Source organism: Exiguobacterium sp. S3, from assembly GCF_018617295.1.
Taxonomy (GTDB): Bacteria; Bacillota; Bacilli; order Exiguobacteriales; family Exiguobacteriaceae; genus Exiguobacterium; species Exiguobacterium profundum.
The window spans coordinates 33,469-55,250 of record NZ_JACSJW010000002.1; the positions used below are offsets into that span (position 1 = coordinate 33,469).

Sequence of the window (21,782 nt, forward strand, 5' to 3'; positions counted from 1 at the left end):
ATTATTCCCATGTGACAACATTTAAAACATATACCACGAAAAAAAGATGAAAATGAAAGGTGTGGTTTTCATGCTGCACGTCGATCGATTGAACGGCGGATATCTCGGTAAACAAGTTTTGCATGACATTTCGTTTGAAGTAAAAAAAGGGGAGCTCGTCGGTTTGATAGGGCTAAACGGAGCTGGAAAATCGACGACAATCAAACACATTTTGGGGTTATTGTCACCCCTCTCCGGAAAAATCGAAATTGATGGTGAGACATTAAATTCCTCTGAAAAGAACTATCGTAAAAAAGTAAGTTACATACCGGAGACACCAATTTTATATGAAACGTTAACGTTGCAAGAACATATTGAATTGATGGGGAAGGCGTACGATGTGAATCCGGACGAGTTGGCTGCGCGCACGAAACGTTTGGCGAAAGAGATGCGAATGGAAAAACAACTCGCCTGGTTCCCTTCCGTCTTTTCAAAAGGGATGCGTCAAAAAGCGATGATTTTGTGTGCGCTTGTGACGAAAACGCCGCTCTTGATTGTTGATGAACCATTTGTCGGTCTCGACCCACTAGCGATTCGTCAATTGCTTCAGTTGTTTGATGAATATAAACAAGATTGCGCGATTTTAATGTCCACCCATATCCTTGAGACGGCGGAGCGGCACTGCGACCGATTCGTCTTCCTTCATCAAGGAGTCGTCATCGCGAGCGGAACAGCGGCCGAGTTGCGCAACGTGTATCGATTGTCGCCTGATGCGACACTTGATGATATATATGTAGAAGCAATCGCTTCGGAGGAACGGTCGTCATGAATCGATTTACAGCAAGGCTCGGAACCTGGATGGAAGAGGTCGTCAAGTACAGCCGCTACGTTGCGAACGGGGGACTGCTGTTCACGCTCTATTTCACCTTGATTTACGGGGCGTTCGTCTACAATAGCTTCTTAGAACGAATCGATGGGACATTCCCCGGGACGTGGATTGCTGCGGCGGTCCTTTTAATCATGCCGCTCGGTCATCGCCCGCGAACATTCGTCCAGGAGGCGGATCAAGTATTTTTGCTTCCGGAGTTAGGGGATATTCGTTCTTATATGGTGGGGGTACGTTTATTTAATCTCGTGTTTGCTGCACTGCGTGGATTGCTCGTCCTTCTCGTTTTACTACCGCTCCTCGTACGGACAGAGAGTTATACGAGTATCGAAGTGTTATCCGTCGTCGTGACGATGGTCATGTTGTCAGCTGCAGGTCGTTTGGCAAAAGTGGAAGGCGTACGTGAATGGACAATCCTACCGTTTGCGCTCGTGAGCGGCGCTTGTCTTTTAATGGATTGGACAGCGTGGGCATGGGTGCCCGCGTTCATGCCGTTCGTTTTCTTACATGTGAAACGAAACGAGCGCATCCCGCTCTTACACTGGTTGGTGCTTGAGGAGAAGAGTCGGGCTCAGTTTGAACGAGTCATCAGCTGGTTCGTCGATTTGCCGACCTTGAAAGAAGAGGTTCGAGAGCGCCGCGTGTTGACGCGGCTTCTAGAAAATCGGGTCCTACGGCGCGTGGATGCATCGCGTTACGTGTACGGACTTCGTATTCTCCGTTCGAACGACTCACTTGATTTGATTCTTCGCTTGACCGTAGTGGCGCTCATTGTCATGTGGATGTCGGGGGGATGGTACGTCGGATTGGTCACGCCACTCTTTGTAGGCTTGACCGCGTTACAGCTCGTTCCGTTATTTAAACGGTTAGAGGCAATTTCCATCGTTTCCTGGCTCCCGATCACACGCGATGAGCGAATCGCAGGGTATTCGTGGTGGGCGATGCGATTGCTCGTCATCCAGTCCGTCGTTTTAGTGATTGCATCTGTCGCTTTCGGTGCCACATGGGATGCGGCGATCGGGTTGGTCTTGTCTATCTTGGTCACACGCTATTACTTAAGTCGATTAAAATAAAAAGAAGGACATCCTGTGCGGGATGTCCTTCTCACTTGATTAGATTATTTTTTAGGTGACATGACGGATACGCTCGAACCGAGAATCTTCGGGAGGCGTCCTGGTTTCTCAGTTGTTTCTTCGACTTCACCGTATGCTGATACACCATGTTCTGCGATGTCGAGGCCGACATCTTCTTGTTCTTCTGTGACACGGAGTCCGATTGTGACGTCGAGAAGTTTCAAGAAGGCATAACTTCCACCACCGGCGATGACCATCGCGATCAATACACCGAGTGTCTGCACACCGAGCTGTGTCAATCCGCCACCGTAGAAGAGTCCAGCAGAACCGATCCCTGTGATCTCAACGAGTCGAGGAGATGCGAAGAAACCGAGTGCGAGTGTTCCGATGATCCCAGCGACTCCGTGTACGGAGAAGGCGCAGAGCGGGTCATCCACATACTTCGCCATCAAGATGCTCGTTCCGTATGTTGCAACAGATGCGAGTGCACCGATGACGACAGCTGCCCACGGTTCGACGAACGCGCATGCTGCCGTGATGGCAACGAGTGCTCCGAGTACTCCGTTCACGATTGTCGGGATATCTGCCGTCTTCCGATGGAGCATGACGATTGCAAGGGCGCCGAGCGCACCGGCTGCTGTGGCGAGCATCGTTGTCAATGCGACGTAACCGAAGAATCCGTCAGCGACCGACATTGTCGAACCGGCGTTAAAGCCGAACCAGCAAAGCCAGAGGACGAGACCACCAACGACTGTTAACACGTGGTTATGGCCAGCGAGTGATTCCGTCTTACGTCGTGGTTTCAAAATGATTGTTGCCATGAGAGCCGCCATCCCACCTTGAAGGTGAACGACCGCTGATCCGGCGAAGTCTTGCATCCCCATCGATCCAAGCATTCCGCCAGCCCATACTGAGCGAGCGACGATTGGGTAGAGGATGGCAACGAAGAAGATACCGAACAGAACGTAGGCAGAAAGCTTAGCCCGTTCCGCAAATCCACCCCACGCGATGGCAAGGGAAACTGCAACGAATGATAACTGGAATAAGAATTTAATGTCGATGGAGACGTTCGCCCAGTCGAGACTTGTGAATGATCCGCTTAAGAAGAATCCTTCTGTCCCAAACCAAGTCGTCCCGTCACCGAACGAGAGACCGAACCCGACCGCCCAAAAAGCGAGTGCCGCCACAGAGAGGCTGATAATTTGTTTGACCGCGACGTGACCGGCGTTCTTCGCCCGAAGCGTCCCTGTCTCGAGTAATCCGAAACCTAATTGCATCGTCAATACGAGCAATGCAGCGATGAGTACATACAGCGTGTCCATATAATAGAGAATGTCTTCCATGTTCATGCCCTCCTTTTTCTTAGGTGCTTTCCAAAAGTTGACTTCAGTGTAAAACGAAAAATTCATGCTGGATTGCATTTTGTCAGATTATCTGACATAGTTTTTTTATTAAGGAGGCGAGGCTGAATGGACTATAAATCGAAGAAAGTGATCGGGATGGGCGTTGTGACTGAATTGACGGGACTTTCGGAGCGTCAAGTCCGGTATTATGAAGCAAAAGGTCTCGTCTTTCCGGAACGGACAAAAGGTGGTTCACGTAAATATTCTTTCCATGACGTGGAACGTTTGGTCGAAGTGGCGACTAAACTAGAGGATGGATGGCGAATTCAAGATATTAAAGAACGAGAACGACGATTGTCGACGAAACAGCGTGATGATTTGATTCGAGGTCAATTGAATTCTGCCTTCCGAACATTTCCGACAAAAAAATGACACAAAGAAAACACAATGAAAATGCTTCACATTAGCATAATTCTAATTAATTTCTGTATAATGTTTTTGAGTTCACAAACACGAGAATAAAGAGTGTAGGAGAAATTTAGAGGGGAATGACGCGACGTATGAACGATACTATTTTAAAAGCGTTTAAAGGAGAGGCGACAGACTATGTACCTGTGTGGTATATGCGCCAAGCCGGACGCTACCAACCGGAATATCGAGAGATTAAAAAGACGAGGTCACTATTCGAGATCACGCATGATCCTGAACTTTGTGCATATGTCACGGAACTTCCGGTGAAACAACTCGGAGTCGACGCGGCCATTCTATATAAGGACATTATGACGCCACTTCCGTCTATGGGAGTCGATGTCGAGATCAAGAGCGGGATTGGACCGGTCATCGACAATCCGTATCGAACGATGGAAGATGTGGAACGTTTGAAACCGTTAAACCCGGAAGATATCTCATACGTCTTTGACACGATTCGTCTACTACGGGAACGACTAGAAGTTCCGCTTATCGGCTTCTCAGGCGCACCGTTCACATTGGCGAGCTATATGATCGAAGGGGGACCGTCGCGGAACTACCATCGTACGAAAGCACTCATGTATGCAGAACCGGATGTATGGAATGCATTGATGGAAAAACTCGGCGACATGGTCATCACGTATGCGAAGGCGCAAGCGGATGCCGGCATTCAAGCGTTCCAATTGTTTGATTCGTGGGTCGGGACGCTCAGCCGCAAAGATTATGCATGTTACATCAAACCGACGACGGAGCGTATCTTTAAAGAACTACGTTCACTCGACATTCCACTCATCATGCATGGTGTCGGAGCGAGCCATCAAATCGAAGAATGGCACGACCTTCCCCTTGATGTGGTCGGGCTTGACTGGCGCCTGTCGGTACAGGAAGCACGGGACCGTGGTATTACAAAGGCGGTTCAAGGAAATTTAGACCCGTCGTTCTTGTTAGCTCCATGGCCGGTCATCGAAGAGAAGGTTAAGGAAATTTTAGATGAAGGAATGAAACAGCCAGGATACGTCTTCAACTTGGGACATGGGGTGTTCCCTGAAGTCGACCCGGCCGTACTCGTCAAATTGACGGCATTCATTCACGACTACTCACGCGAAAAAATGGGAGGCAACGAATCATGAAAACAGTCGGACTACTTGTCATGGCGTACGGTACACCGTACAAACCAGAAGATATCGAGCGGTATTACACGCACATTCGCTACGGACGCAAACCGTCACCGGAAGCACTTCAAGATTTGACGGAACGTTACGAAGCGATTGGTGGAGTATCTCCACTCGCAAAAATCACGATCGATCAAGCGGAGACGCTTCGTGACATCTTGAACGAGCGTCATGTAGGTGAGATCGAGTTCAAACTGTATATCGGACTAAAACATATCGAACCGTTCGTAGAAGACGCGGTCGCACAAATGGCGAACGACGGCATCAAAGAGGCGGTATCGGTTGTCTTAGCACCTCATTACTCGTCATATAGCGTCAAATCATACAACGGACGTGCTCATGAAGAAGCAGCGAAGTATGGCATCGACATTCGTTCGGTAGAGTCGTGGTATGATGAGCCGAAGTTTATCAAATGGTGGGCGAATGCGATTAACGATACGTATGCGGCATTGCCTGTACCGGCTGAAAAAACATGTCTCATCGTTTCGGCGCATAGTCTCCCTGAGAAAATCTTGGCTGGTGGCGACCCGTATCCGGATCAGTTGAAAGAAACAGCTGATAAAATTGCCATTGAGACAGGCGTCCCACATTATGAGATTGGTTGGCAGTCAGAAGGAAACACGCCGGACCCATGGATTGGACCAGATGTCCAAGATTTGACGGCTGAACTTTATGAAAAGTACGGCTACGAGGCGTTCGTCTATACGCCGGTCGGCTTTGTTGCAGACCATCTCGAAGTATTGTTCGATAACGACGTCGAGTGTAAAGTTGTCTGTGACCGCCTCGGTGTTCACTACGCACGTCCGGCTATGCCAAATGCAGAGCGAAGCTTCATCGAAGCCATCGCGGATCGAATGGAAAGCGTGATTGTGCATCATGCGTAAATTCACGATTGTCGGTGGTGGGATCACAGGTCTCACCGCCGCTTTTTATGCAGAGCGTTATTTGCCGGAAGACGTGACCATCACGTTGCTCGAGGCGACGGATCGCCTCGGAGGAAAGATTGATACGTATGAAACGGGCGAGTTTGCGGTGGAACGTGGTCCGGACTCGTATGTCTTTCGTAAGACTGCGATGACGGAATTGATTGAAGACGTCGGTTTAGGCGATGAACTCGTTCGCAATGGCGTCGGTCAAGCTTACGTCCTTCACCATGACGGGCTCCACCCGATTCCGAAACAGACGGTGATGGGGATCCCGCTCGACGTCAATGCGTTTCGTGAGACGACGTTGCTTTCGGAAGAAGAGCACGAGGACTTAAAGCAGATGTTGCTGTCCCCTCCAGATGTAAAAGCGCCAGACTCGGACGTCTCACTCGGCCTCTACCTTCGTGAGCGTGTCGGGGACCCAATCGTCGACCGATTGATTGAACCGTTACTCTCTGGTATCTATGCCGGAGACATCGATCAAATGAGTGCGATGTCGACATTCCCACAGTTCATCGAGGGAGAAAAGAAATACGGCAACTTGTATGAAGGGATGCGACACTTACGTCCTGAGCAACGAGTCGCGGAAGTCGGGGCGAAGAAGGTTGGTCAGTTCGCCTCGTTGAAACGTGGACTCAAATCACTGACGGACCGCTTGGCAGAACGGTTGGACCGAACTGAAATCGTATTAAACTGTTCCGTTGAACAAGTATCCGAGCGTGAGGACGGGTACCGCCTCTTCACGAATCGCGGAGATATCGACACGGACCATCTCGTGTTGACGGTCCCACCGCGTCTCATACGTCAGTTCCTCCCGAAAGTCGATAGTGACTTCTTAGCGGATATGAAGCCGCATGCGACGGCGACGTGCTCACTTGTCTTCAAAAAAGAAGATATTGAGCTTCCGTTCGTCGGTACAGGGTTCGTGACGAGTCAAGAAGCGGATGTGACGATCACAGCATGTACGTTCATCGACCAGAAATGGCCACATGCCGTGCCGGAAGGATATCATGTCCTTCGCGTCTTTTTAGGTCGCCCGGGGGCAGATGAGATTGTCGAAGCATCCGATGAAGAAATCATCGAGACAGCGTTACATGATCTTCGTGGTCTCATGAAAATTCACCGTGATCCGATTCAGACAGTCGTCAGTCGACTTCGTGATGGACTGCCTCCTTATGCGGTCTTTCATGCGGACCGTGTCAAAGCACTCCGGGCCGAGATGAGCCGGGTATACCCAGGCGTCATTCTCGCCGGAATCGCCTATGACGGGATTGGGATGCCGGACTGTGTGAAGAGTGTGCGGGAACAAGTGAAGGCATTGCGTGAAAAAAATTGAGATTTGATGAAGGGAGGGTTCGGATTGTTCCGCAACCCTCTCTTTTTGTTATAGTTAGAAGCGAAAGAGAAAAAGGAGTGATGGAAGATGGCAACGTATAAACTTTTTGTATCAGACATGGACGGTACGATTTTGCACAACCACACCAAAATCGCGGATGAGACAGCGGAGATCGTTCGTGAAGCAGAGGCGGCAGGAATTCGCTTTGCGATTGCGACGGGGCGCAACTATGTGAATGCGAAACAGATTTTAGACGAGGTCGGACTCTCTTGCCCAATCGTATCGTCGAATGGGGGACGCGTGCTCGACACGTCGGGAGAAGTCCTTCACGAAATCGATTTGACGATTGATGAGGCGCTTCAAGTCATCAACGTCCTTCATCAAGATGACAAGTATGCGGACGTCTTTTACGAAATGTACACAGAAGCGGGACTCGTAGCGAGCCGTGGCGACTTGATTGAAGCGTCGATGAAAAACTTGAAAGCGAATGGTGACGACCGCTCGCTCGAAATGTACGAATTCTTTAAGAATCGCTATTACGTCAATGAAGACGTCAAAATTGTTGATGACATTGAGAACTTTATCCGAGAAGAAGCTGGACGTGTCTATAAGTTCATCGCGTTCTCAAGTCATCTCGAGAAGATGAACGGGCTTTGGAAAGAAATCGAAGACCAAGTCGAAGGGGTGTATGTCACGTCTTCAGGCAATGACAACATCGAAGTGATGGCACACGGTGCAGATAAAGGGAACGGTGTGACAAAACTTGCTGAACACTATGGCATCGATTTATCTGAAGTCGTCGTCATCGGGGATAACTTGAATGACGTGCCGATGTTCAAAGTGGCCGGTAAAGGGATTGCGATGGGCAATAGCCACGAAGACTTGATTGCCATCAGTGACCATGTCACCGAACGTCATGATGAGTATGGTGTGGCGAACGCATTGAAGCGCGTGATGACAGGTGAGTGGAAGTAAAAGATTTGTCGAGAACTCGTCTCGTTTCGTATAATACGAGTAACGAACATTCGACTAGGAGGAAATAAACTGTGAAATTTATTTTTAATCCGGATATCCGCGACCCGAAGATCAACTTGGCGGTTGAAGAGTATATCCTTAAACATCTGAACGTCGACCATGAAGATTACTTCTTGTTCTATATTAACGGTCCGTCCATCATCATTGGGAAAAACCAAAACACATCAGAAGAAGTCAACTTGAAGTACATCGAAGAGAATGGCATCGATGTCGTTCGACGTCTCTCAGGTGGTGGTGCTGTCTATCACGATGAAGGAAACTTGAACTTCAGCTTCATCACAAAAGACGATGGCAACTCGTTCAACAACTATAAGAAGTTCACACAACCGATTGTGGATGCGCTTCGTAACCTCGGTGTCGAGGCAGAGCTGACAGGTCGTAACGACATTCAGGTTGGTGAGCGTAAAATTAGCGGGAACGCCCAATTCACGACGCGTGGACGCATGTTCAGCCACGGGACGCTCATGTTCAACTCGAACATCGAAGAGGTCGTGAACTCGCTTAACGTCTCAGAAGAGAAAATGCGTTCAAAAGGAATCAAGTCCGTTCGTAGCCGTGTGGCGAACATTACTGAATTTTTAGAGCGTGAGATGGAAATGGAACATTTCGTCGAGGCGCTCCTCCATTCGATTTATGATGGAGAACAACCGGAACGCTATGTGCTTCGCGACGAGGATTGGGAAATCGTCCATGATATCTCGAAAGAACGCTATGCGAACTGGGACTGGAACTTTGGTAAGTCGCCGAAGTTCGATGTTGAGTCGAAACGTCGTTTCCCAATCGGGACGATCGATGTCCGCTTGAACGTCAACAAAGGAACGATCACAGAAGCGAAAATTTATGGAGATTTCTTTGGTGTCGGTGACATCCAAGACGTCGAGCAAGCGCTCGTTGGGACGCGTTTCGAACGTGCGGCCATCCGTGAGCAATTGATGCAACTCGATTTGAAACATTACTTCGGAAATGTCGAGCTCGAGGAATTAGTCGATTTGATTAGTTAAGTTAGTCATGGCGGTCTCTACGGAGGTCGCCTTTTTTTGGCAGTTTCGTGAACGTTGATCATACGGATTGCACCTCGATGGGAGAAGGCGTATCATAATTTGTGCAAGCGCTTTCGTAGCGGCTGATTAAAAATAGGAGGAATCACTATGTATCGAAGGCTCAGTGAATGGATGGACCCGAGTCGGATGTGGGTGACAGAACAATCGACATTTGAACGTGCGATGATGGCGGTAGGTCTTGAGTTGGAACGAAAAGGCATGGTCAGTTCTTCATTTACGCGAGTCGTTCTCGATCAAGAAACAATCATTCCTTCTGGGGTGAGTGATGTCGCTGTACCGGTTGCGGTCATTGATGTTCCTATCTCTATAGCGAAACGAGATGGTATTTCCCTGCTTCATCTGTTGAATCCATGTGAAGTAAAAACCATCACGGGAGAAACGATTCAAGCGAAAGCGATTTTATTGATTACGGCTACGAATGAATCAAAAAAACAGGGCTATCATAAACTGATTGATGATTTGCTCATGGATGATGAATCCCTTCAAGCGCTCGTACACGTGAAAAGTCGCGCCGGATTGTTCCACTTACAGACGAACTTTTTGGAAGCGTTTTCTTATTGAAACATTTCATGTACAATAGAATTAATTGAAAAGAGCGCGGACAACGTGCTCTTTTTTATGGCTCAAAAGTGAATCATCATTCATTTAAAGGGGGATTACCATGGCAAACTTAGTCAAGTCACTACAAGAAGTAGTGATGGCTCACCCGCAGAAAGCAGCGTATGTGTTTGGGGAAGACACGGTGAGTTACGGACAGTTTTATGGGCAAGTCAAGGCGATGGCGTCGACGCTTGAGCAAAAAGGAATTGGACAAGGCGATCATGTCGCCCTCGTTCTCGGAAACAGTCCTGCGTTCCTAATTGCATATTTCGCTGTGTTGTCACGTGGAGGGGTCGTCATTCCGATCAATCCTACATACACGCCTGATGAAATGGCCTACATTCTGCTTGATGGGGATGTAAAAGGGATTGTTGGCTTATCACCGCTCGTCGCACAGGCGGAAGCGGCACTCACGAAGTTGCCTCACTTAAAACTCGTGATTTCCGTTCCATATGCCGATGTTCCGGCATTGAAGCGGGAAGGGGCGATTGAATTCATCCCATTCGCAGAAGCGTTTGCTGAAACAGAAGGGACGTTCATCGAAGTGGACGAGGATGAAGTTGCCGTCATCCTCTATACGAGTGGGACGACCGGAAAACCGAAAGGAGCTCTGCTCACGCATCGAAACTTGTTCTCGAATGCGCACTCCATCGGGGAATATTTGGACATCACGCCAGAGGATAAGGCATTGGCGGCATTGCCGATGTTCCACGTTTTCTGTTTGACGGTCATCGTCAATGCACCACTCCTTCGAGGGGCGACGATTGTCATCTTACCGAAGTTCTCACCACAAGATGTGTTCGACCTAGTACCAAAGCACCGTGTGACGTTATTTGCCGGAGTGCCGACGATGTACAATTTCTTGTTACAGACGGCAATGAAAGTACCGGCCTACACGTCTGCGTTGAAGCATGTCCGTGTGTTCGTCTCAGGAGGAGCAAGCTTACCAGTTCAATTGCTCGAGTCATTTGAACAGATGTTTGAGTGCAAGATTCTAGAGGGATATGGCTTGTCCGAGGCATCGCCGGTCACTTGCTTCAACCCGCTCCATGGCGAGCGCAAAGCCGGGTCGATCGGACCTTCCATCGTTCACGTCGAAAATAAAGTCGTCGACGAGCTTGGGGAAGAAGTCGGCGTCGGTGAAGTCGGAGAGTTGATTGTACGAGGACCGAACGTTATGAAAGGGTATTACAAGTTACCGGAAGAAACGATGATGACACTTCGAGACGGATGGCTCTATACAGGCGATTTGGCGCGACGTGACGAAGATGGTTACTTCTATATCGTCGACCGGAAGAAGGATATGGTCATCGTTGGAGGCTATAACGTATACCCTCGTGAGGTAGAGGAAGTATTGTATCAACATCCGGATATCGTCGAAGCTGCCGTCATCGGTGTGCCGGATGCAGAACAAGGAGAAGCGGTGAAGGCATTCGTCGTCACGAAACATGAAAATGTGACGAAAGAGGACATTCGTGCTTACACACAAACAAAGTTGGCGAAATATAAGCAACCGACTTATATTGAGATCATCGAGGAACTTCCGCGAAACACGACCGGAAAGATTTTACGAACGGTCTTGAAGAGCGAAGCATTTCAAAATAGTTGAGTAGAGAAGGGCGACTTAGTTCGCTCTTTTATTTTTCTTTTTGTTTGACACTATTACGGGGTAGGGGTATATTAATGGTGAGGTGATCAACATGGGTGAATTTATGCATGACCAACCACTCGTTCCGCGTGATGATGCCGAACGGGAGGCGCTCGGGAAACGTCTAAAACGAATCGAAGGACAAGTCCGAGGGATTCAAAAGATGGTCGAGAACGACCGCTATTGTGTCGATATTTTGACTCAGACGTCAGCCATTCAGGCCGCTCTGAAGCAAGTCGAGATGCAACTGTTAGAGCGTCATATGCGCAAGTGTTTGGTTCACGCAAGCGAGACGGAAAACATGGAGCCTTACATTGATGAGTTGATGACGATCGTCAGCCGCATCAAAAAATAAGGAGGGATGTCATGAAAACCGTTGAGTTATCCATACAAGGAATGACCTGTGCGGCTTGTTCGGCACGAATTGAAAAAGTATTGAATAAGATGGACGGAGTGGAAGCGACGGTCAACCTTCCGCTTGAGACGGCGACCATTCGTGTCGATGAAGGCATTACAGAAGAAGAGCTGATCGCGCGGATTGAGAAAATCGGATACGGGGCCGAGCCGAAAGTAGAGATGGCGCCGCCGCATGACTTACGTCCATTACAGCGGAAGGTCATCATCTCTGCACTGTTGTCGGCCCCATTACTCCTCGTCATGTTGACGCATATCCCGGGACTCGGATTTCATGCACCATGGCTGATGAACCCATGGTGGCAATTCGCCCTGGCGACCCCCGTTCAGTTTTGGATTGGGGCGCAGTTTTATCAAGGGGCATATAAGAGCTTGAAGAGCGGTTCGGCGAACATGGACGTGCTCGTCGCGACGGGGACATCGGCCGCATACTTCTATTCCATTTTTGAAATGATTGTGCACCCGATGAATCCACATCTCTATTTTGAGACGAGTGCCGTCCTCATCACGCTCGTCTTACTTGGGAAGTGGTTAGAAGGACGAGCGAAAGAGAAGACGACCGATGCGTTGAAATCACTCTTGTCGCTTCAGGCGAAAGAAGCCATCCTGTTCGTTGATGGTGAAGAACGGTCTGTCGCTGTCGAACTCGTCAAAGTAGGAGACGTCCTCGTCGTGCGTCCGGGAGAGAAAATTCCAGTCGATGGACGAATCATCGAGGGAGAGACAGTCATCGATGAGTCGATGTTGACAGGAGAATCGATTCCAGCGGAGAAGACGGTCGACACCGAAGTCGTCGGCGGAACGATCAATCAGTCCCATCGCATTCTCATGCGGGCGGAACGAGTCGGGAAAGAGACGATGCTCGCTCAAATCGTACGTGTCGTCGAACAGGCACAAACAGATAAGGCGCCGATTCAACGTCAGGCTGACCGCATCTCGGGTGTCTTCGTGCCGATTGTCGTAGCCATCAGTGCCCTCACATTCGCGGTCTGGGCATTCCTATTAAATGATATCGATACGGCCATTCGGGCATCGATTGCCGTACTTGTCATCGCCTGTCCGTGTGCCCTCGGTTTGGCAACTCCGACATCGATCATGGTCGGAACGGGACGAGCGGCAGAACAAGGTGTGTTGTTCAAAGGTGGGGGGCAACTCGAATCACTCAATGAATCAAACATCGTTGTTTTTGATAAGACAGGGACATTGACGAACGGGACACCGGAAGTGGTGGAAACGTTCGGAGATGAAGCGATGCTCCGCCGTGCCGTCATGGCAGAACGGCAATCGACGCATCCTTTGGCAGCTGCCATCGGTCGGGAAGTCGGCGACGGTGTCGTGACGAAAGTGGAAGAGTTAGCCGGACGAGGAGTCAAAGCGGTCGTGGATGGGAAAGAACTCATCATCGGGTCTGTTCGAATGATGGAAGAGCTCGGATACAACTTGCCAGATTGGTCGATGGGGGCGATGACCCCGGTCTACGTTGCGGATGAGAGCGGGATTGTCGCGGCGTTCGGGCTACAAGATCAATTGAAACCGAAAAGTCGTGAAGTCGTGCAAGCCCTTAGTCAAACGCGTGACGTGTACGTCTTGACGGGTGACCGGAAAGAAGTCGCCTACGCGATTGCCGACGAACTTGGCATCCCTCATCATCAAGTGATTGCCGAAGTCCTTCCGGTTGAAAAGGCGGACCAAATCGAACGCTTAAAACAATCCGGTCGCGTTGCCATGGTAGGGGACGGCATGAACGATGCCCCGGCACTTGCGGTGGCGGACGTTGGGATCGCATTCGGGAGCGGTACGGATGTCGCACTCGAGGCGGCAGATGTTACAATTGTAGGGCAAGACATTGAAGGCGTGAGTCGAGCGATGAATATGAGTCGTTTGACGATGAAGAACATTCGTCAAAACTTGTTCTGGGCCCTTGCCTATAATAGTCTTGGTATCCCGGTCGCTGCAGCAGGGTTACTTGCCCCATGGATTGCTGGAGCAGCGATGGCGTTCAGTTCGGTGTCTGTCGTCTTGAACGCATTACGATTAAAAACACAAGGAGGATCATCATCATGAAAGAAACAACGTTAACCGTAGAAGGTATGACATGTAATCATTGCAAAGCTGCCGTTGAAGGAGCATTAAATGAATTGAATGGTGTCGAATCAGCGACGGTATCGCTTCAAGAGCATCGAGTCGACGTGATCCATCAAGATTCTGTCTCACTTGAGACGATGGTGGAGGCAGTCGAGGAACAAGGATATGACGTAAAAGCATAATCATCAAAAGTCTCGAGTGAAATCGGGACTTTTTTTGTGGTATTCAACGAAAAGGATGTGTGCTATATTTAAGTTGATAATGAGAATCGGTATCAACGGGAGGCGGACATCATGGAATTGATCATGATCAGTGGAGTGTTGGCGATGATTAGTGGGGGCGCGGCATTTTTGACGCAACAGTTACGAACAAATTCAGTACGCTGAAGAAGGTGCGATTTCGTTGCCTTCTTTTTTCTTTGACTTCATTTCTTTCCCATCATTTCACGACAATTGTTTGATATGATGAGAAAAAACGTGTTGAGGTGACTTGAATGTATACAATCTACTTAGTCGACGATGAAGCAAACTTAAATAAAATGCTCGTCACGTATCTAGAACAGGAAGGATACAACGTTCGCTCATTTGCGGATGGGACATCTGCACAAGAAGCGATTCCAGATCAACCGGATTTGTGGGTGCTCGATATCATGTTGCCAGACTTGGATGGATTTCAATTGTTGAAACAAATCAAAGCCGTCAATGCGAATACGCCGACGATTTTCATTTCGGCGCGCGATGAGGATATCGACAAAATCATCGGACTCGAGATGGGTTCGGATGACTACATCGCCAAACCGTTCCTTCCAAGGGAACTTGTCATCCGTGTCAAAAAATTGATTGATCGTGTCTACGGTTCGAAGTCGAACGAGCATATCGAATACGGGGAGTACACGATTTATCCGGATAAACGTCTAATCAAGCACGGAGACGAAGAAATCGATTTGACTTCGAAAGAATTCGATTTACTGCTACTCTTCCTCGAGCATCCGGGCTCTGCCTTGTCGCGTGAGCAGATTCTAGAAGGTGTTTGGGGGAACGACTACTTCGGATCGGACCGCGTCGTCGATGACTTGGTGCGTCGTGTCCGGAAAAAATTACACCGTCTCGAGCTCGAAACGCTTTACGGTATCGGTTACCGTCTCGTCAGACCATGATGGACGCCCTTAAACCGAAGCGGCTCATGTGGAAGATTTGGGTGCTCATCTTACTCATTATCGTGACGCTCGCGCTCATGATTTTGATTACGGTCCGTTCATCCATCACCCAGTTCATCGATGAACAAGTATATGAGACGTTACGAGATGTGGACTATTATTTAGGGAACACGAATGAGTTAGAGAATTATCCCCAAAACCCGATTGAGTATGATCGACGCCAACAAGAGTCCCGTTCGGTCAACCAATTGATCTTTCTCCCGAACGGACGGATCATCTACGGATCGGCACCGCTTGAATTGACGAACCGCATGTATCAGGAAGCGTTAAATCAAAGTGGTCAGGTCGAACGGTATCAGACTACGATTGACGGAGAGGACGTCTATTACATCATTCGTCAAAATGAATACGATGGAACGATTGTGTATCAAGCCTCTTACGCATGGGATGCCTATCGTCGTGAGTTGGTGTCGACATTATATTTGCGAATATCGATTCTGATAGGTATCATCAGTCTCTTATCGCTTATCCCCGCCTTATTGATGTCGCGGCAATTGACGAAACCGATCGTGGAGATGGAACGGGCCGTTGAGAAGATTTCGAATCGACAGTGGGAGACCGCTTTACCATTAGATCGTCAAGATGAACTCGGTCAGTTGGCCCATTCGATTGATGCCATGCGTAAGGAATTAAAAGAGCAGGATTTGGCACAACAAGCGTTGCTTCAAAACATATCCCATGACTTAAAGACACCGATCATGGTCATTCGTGGATATGCCCAGTCGATTGGGGATGGGATTTATCCGACAGGAGATTTGAAAGGTTCTGCCGAGGTCATTGATGAGGAAGCGTCTCGACTCGAGAAGAAAGTCGTCGATTTGTTGTACGTTACAAAACTTGAATATTTCAAAGGACAAGAAATGAAACTCGAACCAATCAATCTCGACAAGTTGATGGAACTGCTCGTCGCGCGCTTCAAACTCAGAGGCCAGCTCGATTGGGAAATCAATGGAGAAGGCGGCGAGATGCTTGGCGATGGTGAACAGATTCGGGTCGCGTTTGAGAACGTGCTCGACAATGCACTCCGTTACGCGGAATCCTGCATCCGCATCGATCTCCACCAAGATGACGCTGGCGTGGAAATCACCATCTTTAACGATGGGCCACCAGTTGATGAGAGTTTAGACTTGTTCCACCAATTCTCTCGAGGGAAGCAAGGGAAGTTCGGACTCGGTCTGTTCATCGTGCAGCGAATTGTGACGCTTCACACAGGGGAAGTGTCTCTGCGAAATACAGGTGACGGAACTTCAGTGCGATTTTACTTTCCCCGACTCAAGTCGAACCAACCTTTAAAATCGAATGCTTGATTTTCAAAACCAGCCAGGAAACGGCTGGTTTTTTCATGGGAAATAGACGAAAGCCGATTTGCGGGGCGGATCAAATCCTGGTATGAATGACATGTAAGTCACTACATACGTTATGGGGGATGAAAAGATGAGCAGATTGACCAATGAAACGAGAGCTTTAATTCCTGTATTTAACGAGTTTGGCGAAGCGGAGACACTTGTGTATCAACCGGAAGGCGTCATGCGGGTAAAGGGGTCGCCAATCGACTTATTGGAACATGCATGTCTATACTACGGGTCGAGCATTCAAGGTCGAATCGAGGCAGCGCGACACGTCCTCGGACCACATCGAAAGACGCCGGTCGTCATGGATTGGCATGCGGATGCCGTCTTCTTTCCGACGATTGCCAAAGAAAGTCCGGATTGTGCGTGGATTAACTTTCAACACGTGACGGCCATCAAGAGAGATGGTAAAGAGACACTCATTCAGTTTTTGACGGGGGAATCGGTCAAGGTACACGTGTCCGACCATACCGTGTCTAGACAAAAACAGCGGTCAATCGAATTATCGTACGCTTTTCAAAAACGTTTCCATGACAGCACATTGCAACACGCTTAAGGATTGAATTCAATGACAAACCCCTCTATGATGAAGAAGAGATATCATATGTGTATTTGCACATCTTCCGAAAGCGAGGGGTTTTTATGTTTTTTGAAAAAATGATTGAGCGAGGGAAACTGGTTATCGTGTTTCTTCTCGTCGCAATCGTCGTGGGTGTGCTGACGTTCTTCCAGCTCCCTAAACGTGAGATTCCGGAAACCGGGATCAATATCGTACTCGTTCAAACACCGTATCCTGGTGCGACAGCGGAAACGGTTGAACGGAATGTTACCGGCGTGTTAGAAGAGGAACTACGTAGCTTAGAAGGAGTAGAGAACGTGACGTCGATTTCGGCTTCAGAGTTCTCGAACATCACGGTCGAGTATGCGGATGGAACCGATCAGGCAGAGTTTCAGGCGAACGTTCGACAAGCGTTGTCGGATGCGACACCTAAACTTCCTGAAAACGCGCTTGCGCCAACGGTCAATGATTCACTCGGGCAGTTACCTGTCGCATCGTATTTATTGACAGCAGACGATCGTGAATCATTTGAGGATGTTCGATCAGACATCGAACAATTAGAGTCGAAACTTTTGCGAACGGATGGCGTGACGGGAGTCACGATCAGAGGGTTACCAGAGCAGGAGTATGTTGTGTCACTTGATTCTGAAGAGCTGAGTTCACGTCAACTTGCCTTTCCTGATGTGTTAACGGCCATTAACGAAGAATACAAGACGACACCGCTCGGACGTCAATCGACTAAAGAGGGGATTTATCAACTAGCAATCGATAACTTGACGAATGTAGACGACATGGAGCAAGTCATCGTCGGCTCATTCAATGGGGCACCTGTCTTACTAGCAGACGTCGGAACGGTCGAAGAGACAGCGAAAAGTGAAACCGATCTCGTTTCATTAGACGGAAAGCCGGCTGTTTCGATTACAGTTCCGATTGAATCAGGCTTGGATATTCCAACGATGCAAGACCGCGTCAATGACGTGGTCGAAACAGAACTTGGAGACTTAGATGGTTTTGAGCTCGTTCCTTATTATGAACAAGCGAAAGCAGTCGATGCGATTTTCTCATCGTTGACTCGTGAATTTATTGTCGCCATTATCGCCGTTATTGCCGTGACGACGATTGGTCTAACATTCTCTGGCTCGATTATCGTCAGTCTGGCAATTCCGTTGTCATTCTTGATCGCCTTGATCCCGTTACAGTTCACCGGGGTCGATTTGAACCAAATCTCGATTATCGGGGCAATCATCGCCTTAGGGATCTTGGTTGATGATGCGATTGTCGTCAACGACAACATCTTACGACGTTATCGTAACGGAGACTCGGCGATGCTTGGAGCAGTCCGAGGAACGAAAGAGGTATGGGGCTCGATTGTCACGTCGACACTCGCGGTCGTCTTTGCTTTCCTTCCGCTCACCTTGCTATCGGGCGCAAACGGAAACTTTATTCGCGCCTTACCGACGGTGCTAGCCCTCTCTGTCTTGGCCTCGATGGTCATCAGTTTGACGCTCGTACCGATTGCGCAGTATCGTTTGAATCGTAAAGAAGTGAAAGTATCAAAACGTGAACCAGGTTGGCTCGGTGGACCGCTTAACCGACTCAGTAATTTCTACGCCGACCGCCTCTTACCGAGTGTCGCGAAGCGGCCATGGACGTTTGGGATTGTTGGATTTGTTATCACGACGGCATTGTACGGTTTGATCTTACTCACGCCGTTTGAATTCTTCCCGGCCGCGAACCGTCCGGAAGTCGTGACCAGCGTGACCTTCCCCGTTCAAACCGATTTGGACGAGACGGAGGCACGTCTTGAAGAAATTGAAGCGAGATTCAAAGAAGAAGAGGGTGTCGTGGAAACATCCGTCTTCGCAGGTGGAGGTCTTCCTGGTTTATTCACAGGTGGACTCGATCAGTCAGGTGAAAACACGGGACAAGTGGTCGTTCGTGTCGACAACGAGTCAATCGATGCCATCGAATTGATTGATAGGTATACGAACGTGTTGCGTGAAGACTATCCAGATGCCGAAATCTTCCTAGATACGCAACAACAAGGACCGCCGGCATCGGCACCTGTCGAATTCACGATGCGGAGCGAGACGATTGATCAGCTCGTGGCTGCACGTGACCAAGTGAAGGCTGACCTTGAAGAGATTGACGGGGCCATCGTCCTCGATAATATTAAAGAACCGTTCCAAACACTCACATACGAATTGAATCGTGAGGAAATGGCACAGGCCGGCGTGACGGCTAAAACAATCAGTGATCAAATTCGTCTCGTCACAGACGGTGTTCCAATTGGTACATTCGATGACGGGGTAGAGCAGCGTGACGTGAAAATCGTCATTGATGCAGAGGCGAACCGCGAAGCACTTGCCCTTGACGAGATTTTAGTTCCTGTCGAAACAGAAGCAGGTCCACCTGTTGCACCACTCAGTACGTTCGTGACGGAGACGACGACGGAACAAATTCAACAGATTCCTCGTGAGAACGGGGAGCGCTCGGTCACACTCCAAATCTATGCAAGCGAAGGCACGGATGAAGAGGCATTTAAACAAGATGTCGAGCAGGTGTTGGATGACGCGAAGTCGGGGTTAGAAGATGAAGGAATCACGTTCGACCAGTCCGGTGCGAGCGACACGCAGAACGAGTTCTTCTTAGAACTTGCGACATTGTTCGTCGTCGTTTTGTTCTTGATTTACTTGATCATCGCATTCCAGTTCAATTCACTCTCGTTGCCGTTACTCGTCTTGTTCACAATCTATCTCGCGATTGCTGGAGCGGTCGTCGGATTGTTCGTGACACAGACGCCGTTCAGTTTCATGGCATCGATGGGGATGGTCTCACTTGCGGGAATCGTCGTTCGGAACGCAGTCGTCCTGTTCGAGTTTATCGAACAACGCATTCGTGAAGGATTACCGGTCACAACCGCCGTTTACGAAGCAGGGCGCGCTCGGATTCGTCCGATTCTCTTGACGGCGCTCACGGCAGTCGTTGCCCTCTTGCCAGTCGCACTTGGGGAAGACCCGCTCTTCAAACCGCTTGCGATCGGCATCGTATCGGGTATTCTATTCTCAACTGTGTTGACTCTCGTCCTTGTCCCGGCGTACTACCTGATTTTGGCGAAACGTCGTCATAAGGACAAACCATTTACAGAATGATTTAGCTTGAAGATGTGATGCCGTATGGTGTCACATCTTTTTTTGAACCATTTGTCACATGTTTTGGGTGATGTTGTATGGGTATAATTAGAAGAGAGGTTTTGAACAGTATGGGAGGGAATTGAAGATGAACGATTCATATACTTGGCTCAATCGCCGCAAAGTACGACCGGCGTACAGTGTGACTGGGAGCCGATCGTGGTCGAGTGAACGCGTCGTCCGACCAGATCGCGCACGTGGGAAGGTGGTACGTGATGTGAAACGTGTACGTCGTCCGTACGTAGACGAATACGGCAATCGTCGCTGGACAACGGGACGTGTGGTCGTCACGGATGCATCACGCAAAGCGCGGGCGCATGGACATGGCGATACAGCCGTACAATTAGAGTTCTCGACACCAACGCCATATGAACGTGTGAAAGAGATGATTCCAACGAAACGTGTTCTCGTTCCGGTCGTTGCTGGACTCGCGGTCGTCGGTGGGATTGCCGGTGTCGCCTATGCACTTCGCAAAAAGAAGCGGAATAAGAAGAACTAAAAAAATCGCCGAAATTTCGGCGATTTTTTTAGTTGAAGCGTTCAGCGAGGATGCGCTCGAGTTCACGTTGACCGAGTTCACGCATTTCTGCTTCATTCTCTTCATCGTATGCATCATCCGAGAAGCGGCCGACAAATTCAACCTTGCCATTACCGAGTTCACGGAACACTAAGTTTTTGCGATCGTTGTAAAAGACGACACGGTATTCACGACCATTTTCATGATCATAGTTGAAGACGCCTTTGATGTGGTCCATGTTCTTCTCTTCCGGCTGATCCTCATCATCGTCCTCATCTTCTTCTGCTTCAGCAGCTTCGTTAGCTTCATCAAGCGCGTCGGCGAGGACTACCGTTTCTTCTTTTTCTTCCGTCTCTTCCTCAGATGAGACGACTTCTTTTTTTTCTTCTTCTGTCATGTGAAACGACCTCCTTTGCTTACTTTCCTATCATACCCACTTTTTATAGTTGTGACTACTCAAAATGATGCGAACAAACACGGACGACATTCGAAGATGACATGATCAACCGTTGAAATAACTGACGTTTGATCGATTCTGGGGCATCCACGGTCTTGAGCGCCTGTTCCATACATCCAAGCCAATGGCCGGCATGTGTCTCAGAAATAGGATGCTCATGATGAATCATCGCCAAGTTTCCACCGCCACGACGTTCCGAATACAACTTTGGACCGCCGAGCAACTGTGTTAAAAATTCAAATTGGTGCTGTTTGACTCGATCTTGATCTTCCGGAAATAGTGGAAGTAAAATTGGATCGGCATAGACGAGGTCATAGAACGCGTCAACGAGTTGTTGTACACCACGTTCGCCTCCAAATTGTTCATAGGCACTCACATATATTCCCCCTCATACGTTCAGTCTAATCGATTTCAATCGAAAAAGGGAATGATGTAGGCTGTTACTTTTTTGGACAAGGTGTAGAAGA

21 protein-coding genes are annotated in these 21,782 nt (G+C 48.9%); 18 read left to right on the forward strand and 3 right to left on the reverse strand.

Annotation, left to right across the window (positions count from 1 at the left end):
* Positions 1 to 70 precede the first annotated feature (70 nt).
* Together KNO65_RS05190 and KNO65_RS05195 are read left to right on the forward strand one after the other, a co-directional pair.
* Positions 71 to 808 carry an ABC transporter ATP-binding protein gene (locus tag KNO65_RS05190; RefSeq protein WP_251124900.1) on the forward strand — a complete coding sequence of 246 codons (738 nt, stop codon included), beginning with the start codon at positions 71 to 73 and terminating at the stop codon, positions 806 to 808.
* Entirely contained in the window at positions 805 to 1,938 is a 1,134-nt protein-coding gene (locus KNO65_RS05195) for an ABC transporter permease (RefSeq protein WP_214782192.1), read from the forward strand. The genes KNO65_RS05190 and KNO65_RS05195 overlap by 4 nt, the downstream gene beginning before the upstream one ends.
* A 44-nt stretch (positions 1,939 to 1,982) precedes the next feature.
* On the opposite strand, the gene KNO65_RS05200 is transcribed toward KNO65_RS05195, so the two are convergent.
* On the reverse strand, positions 1,983 to 3,287 hold the full coding sequence (locus KNO65_RS05200; RefSeq protein ID WP_047795604.1) for an ammonium transporter: 1,305 nt from the start codon (positions 3,285 to 3,287) through the stop codon (positions 1,983 to 1,985).
* A gap of 120 nt (positions 3,288 to 3,407) precedes the next feature.
* On the opposite strand from KNO65_RS05200, the gene KNO65_RS05205 reads away from it, so the two are divergent.
* The 16 genes from KNO65_RS05205 (at position 3,408) to KNO65_RS05280 (ending at position 20,840) form a co-directional block, all read left to right on the forward strand.
* Positions 3,408 to 3,713 (forward strand): MerR family transcriptional regulator, encoded by a 306-nt coding sequence (locus tag KNO65_RS05205; protein WP_074037671.1) that lies wholly within the window; start codon positions 3,408 to 3,410, stop codon positions 3,711 to 3,713.
* A gap of 116 nt (positions 3,714 to 3,829) precedes the next feature.
* Positions 3,830 to 4,879, forward strand: a complete 1,050-nt coding sequence (gene hemE / locus KNO65_RS05210; RefSeq protein WP_214782195.1) for a uroporphyrinogen decarboxylase — start codon at positions 3,830 to 3,832, stop codon at positions 4,877 to 4,879.
* Positions 4,876 to 5,805: a ferrochelatase gene (gene hemH / locus KNO65_RS05215; RefSeq protein WP_214782198.1), complete on the forward strand. Its 930-nt coding sequence runs from the start codon at positions 4,876 to 4,878 to the stop codon at positions 5,803 to 5,805. Before hemE ends, hemH begins: the two co-directional genes overlap by 4 nt.
* Positions 5,798 to 7,183, forward strand: coding sequence for a protoporphyrinogen oxidase (gene hemG / locus KNO65_RS05220; protein ID WP_214782201.1), 1,386 nt, complete (start codon positions 5,798 to 5,800; stop codon positions 7,181 to 7,183). Before hemH ends, hemG begins: the two co-directional genes overlap by 8 nt.
* An 87-nt stretch (positions 7,184 to 7,270) precedes the next feature.
* Positions 7,271 to 8,158 (forward strand): Cof-type HAD-IIB family hydrolase, encoded by an 888-nt coding sequence (locus tag KNO65_RS05225; protein WP_214782204.1) that lies wholly within the window; start codon positions 7,271 to 7,273, stop codon positions 8,156 to 8,158.
* Positions 8,159 to 8,229: 71 nt separating this feature from the next.
* The gene (lplA, locus tag KNO65_RS05230; RefSeq protein WP_015880947.1) at positions 8,230 to 9,219 is read left to right on the forward strand and encodes a lipoate--protein ligase; all 990 of its coding nucleotides are present in this window, start codon (positions 8,230 to 8,232) and stop codon (positions 9,217 to 9,219) included.
* A 147-nt stretch (positions 9,220 to 9,366) separates the two neighbouring features.
* The gene (locus KNO65_RS05235) at positions 9,367 to 9,840 is read left to right on the forward strand and encodes a PTS sugar transporter subunit IIA (RefSeq protein WP_214782207.1); all 474 of its coding nucleotides are present in this window, start codon (positions 9,367 to 9,369) and stop codon (positions 9,838 to 9,840) included.
* Positions 9,841 to 9,940: 100 nt separating this feature from the next.
* On the forward strand, positions 9,941 to 11,488 hold the full coding sequence (locus KNO65_RS05240; protein ID WP_214782210.1) for a fatty acid--CoA ligase family protein: 1,548 nt from the start codon (positions 9,941 to 9,943) through the stop codon (positions 11,486 to 11,488).
* 91 nt (positions 11,489 to 11,579) lie between these two features.
* A complete protein-coding gene (locus tag KNO65_RS05245; RefSeq protein ID WP_196431483.1) occupies positions 11,580 to 11,882 on the forward strand; it encodes a metal-sensitive transcriptional regulator in 303 nt (100 codons plus the stop codon).
* An 11-nt stretch (positions 11,883 to 11,893) separates the two neighbouring features.
* Positions 11,894 to 14,005 (forward strand): heavy metal translocating P-type ATPase, encoded by a 2,112-nt coding sequence (locus tag KNO65_RS05250; RefSeq protein WP_214782213.1) that lies wholly within the window; start codon positions 11,894 to 11,896, stop codon positions 14,003 to 14,005.
* Positions 14,002 to 14,208: a copper chaperone CopZ gene (copZ, locus tag KNO65_RS05255; protein ID WP_074037662.1), complete on the forward strand. Its 207-nt coding sequence runs from the start codon at positions 14,002 to 14,004 to the stop codon at positions 14,206 to 14,208. The genes KNO65_RS05250 and copZ overlap by 4 nt, the downstream gene beginning before the upstream one ends.
* Before the next feature lie 311 nt (positions 14,209 to 14,519).
* A complete protein-coding gene (locus KNO65_RS05260) occupies positions 14,520 to 15,182 on the forward strand; it encodes a response regulator transcription factor (RefSeq protein WP_015880954.1) in 663 nt (220 codons plus the stop codon).
* 26 nt (positions 15,183 to 15,208) lie between these two features.
* Positions 15,209 to 16,549: a sensor histidine kinase gene (locus tag KNO65_RS05265; RefSeq protein WP_251131663.1), complete on the forward strand. Its 1,341-nt coding sequence runs from the start codon at positions 15,209 to 15,211 to the stop codon at positions 16,547 to 16,549.
* A 127-nt stretch (positions 16,550 to 16,676) separates the two neighbouring features.
* Positions 16,677 to 17,147, forward strand: coding sequence for a competence protein ComK (locus tag KNO65_RS05270; protein WP_074037660.1), 471 nt, complete (start codon positions 16,677 to 16,679; stop codon positions 17,145 to 17,147).
* 86 nt (positions 17,148 to 17,233) lie between these two features.
* The gene (locus KNO65_RS05275; RefSeq protein WP_214782219.1) at positions 17,234 to 20,302 is read left to right on the forward strand and encodes an efflux RND transporter permease subunit; all 3,069 of its coding nucleotides are present in this window, start codon (positions 17,234 to 17,236) and stop codon (positions 20,300 to 20,302) included.
* A gap of 127 nt (positions 20,303 to 20,429) precedes the next feature.
* Positions 20,430 to 20,840 (forward strand): hypothetical protein, encoded by a 411-nt coding sequence (locus KNO65_RS05280; protein WP_074037659.1) that lies wholly within the window; start codon positions 20,430 to 20,432, stop codon positions 20,838 to 20,840.
* 28 nt (positions 20,841 to 20,868) lie between these two features.
* Here KNO65_RS05280 and KNO65_RS05285 read toward each other — a convergent pair whose 3' ends face one another.
* On the reverse strand, positions 20,869 to 21,255 hold the full coding sequence (locus KNO65_RS05285) for a hypothetical protein (RefSeq protein ID WP_015880959.1): 387 nt from the start codon (positions 21,253 to 21,255) through the stop codon (positions 20,869 to 20,871).
* Between the two features lie 55 nt (positions 21,256 to 21,310).
* The gene (locus KNO65_RS05290; protein ID WP_015880960.1) at positions 21,311 to 21,691 is read right to left on the reverse strand and encodes a truncated hemoglobin; all 381 of its coding nucleotides are present in this window, start codon (positions 21,689 to 21,691) and stop codon (positions 21,311 to 21,313) included.
* Positions 21,692 to 21,782 lie beyond the last annotated feature (91 nt).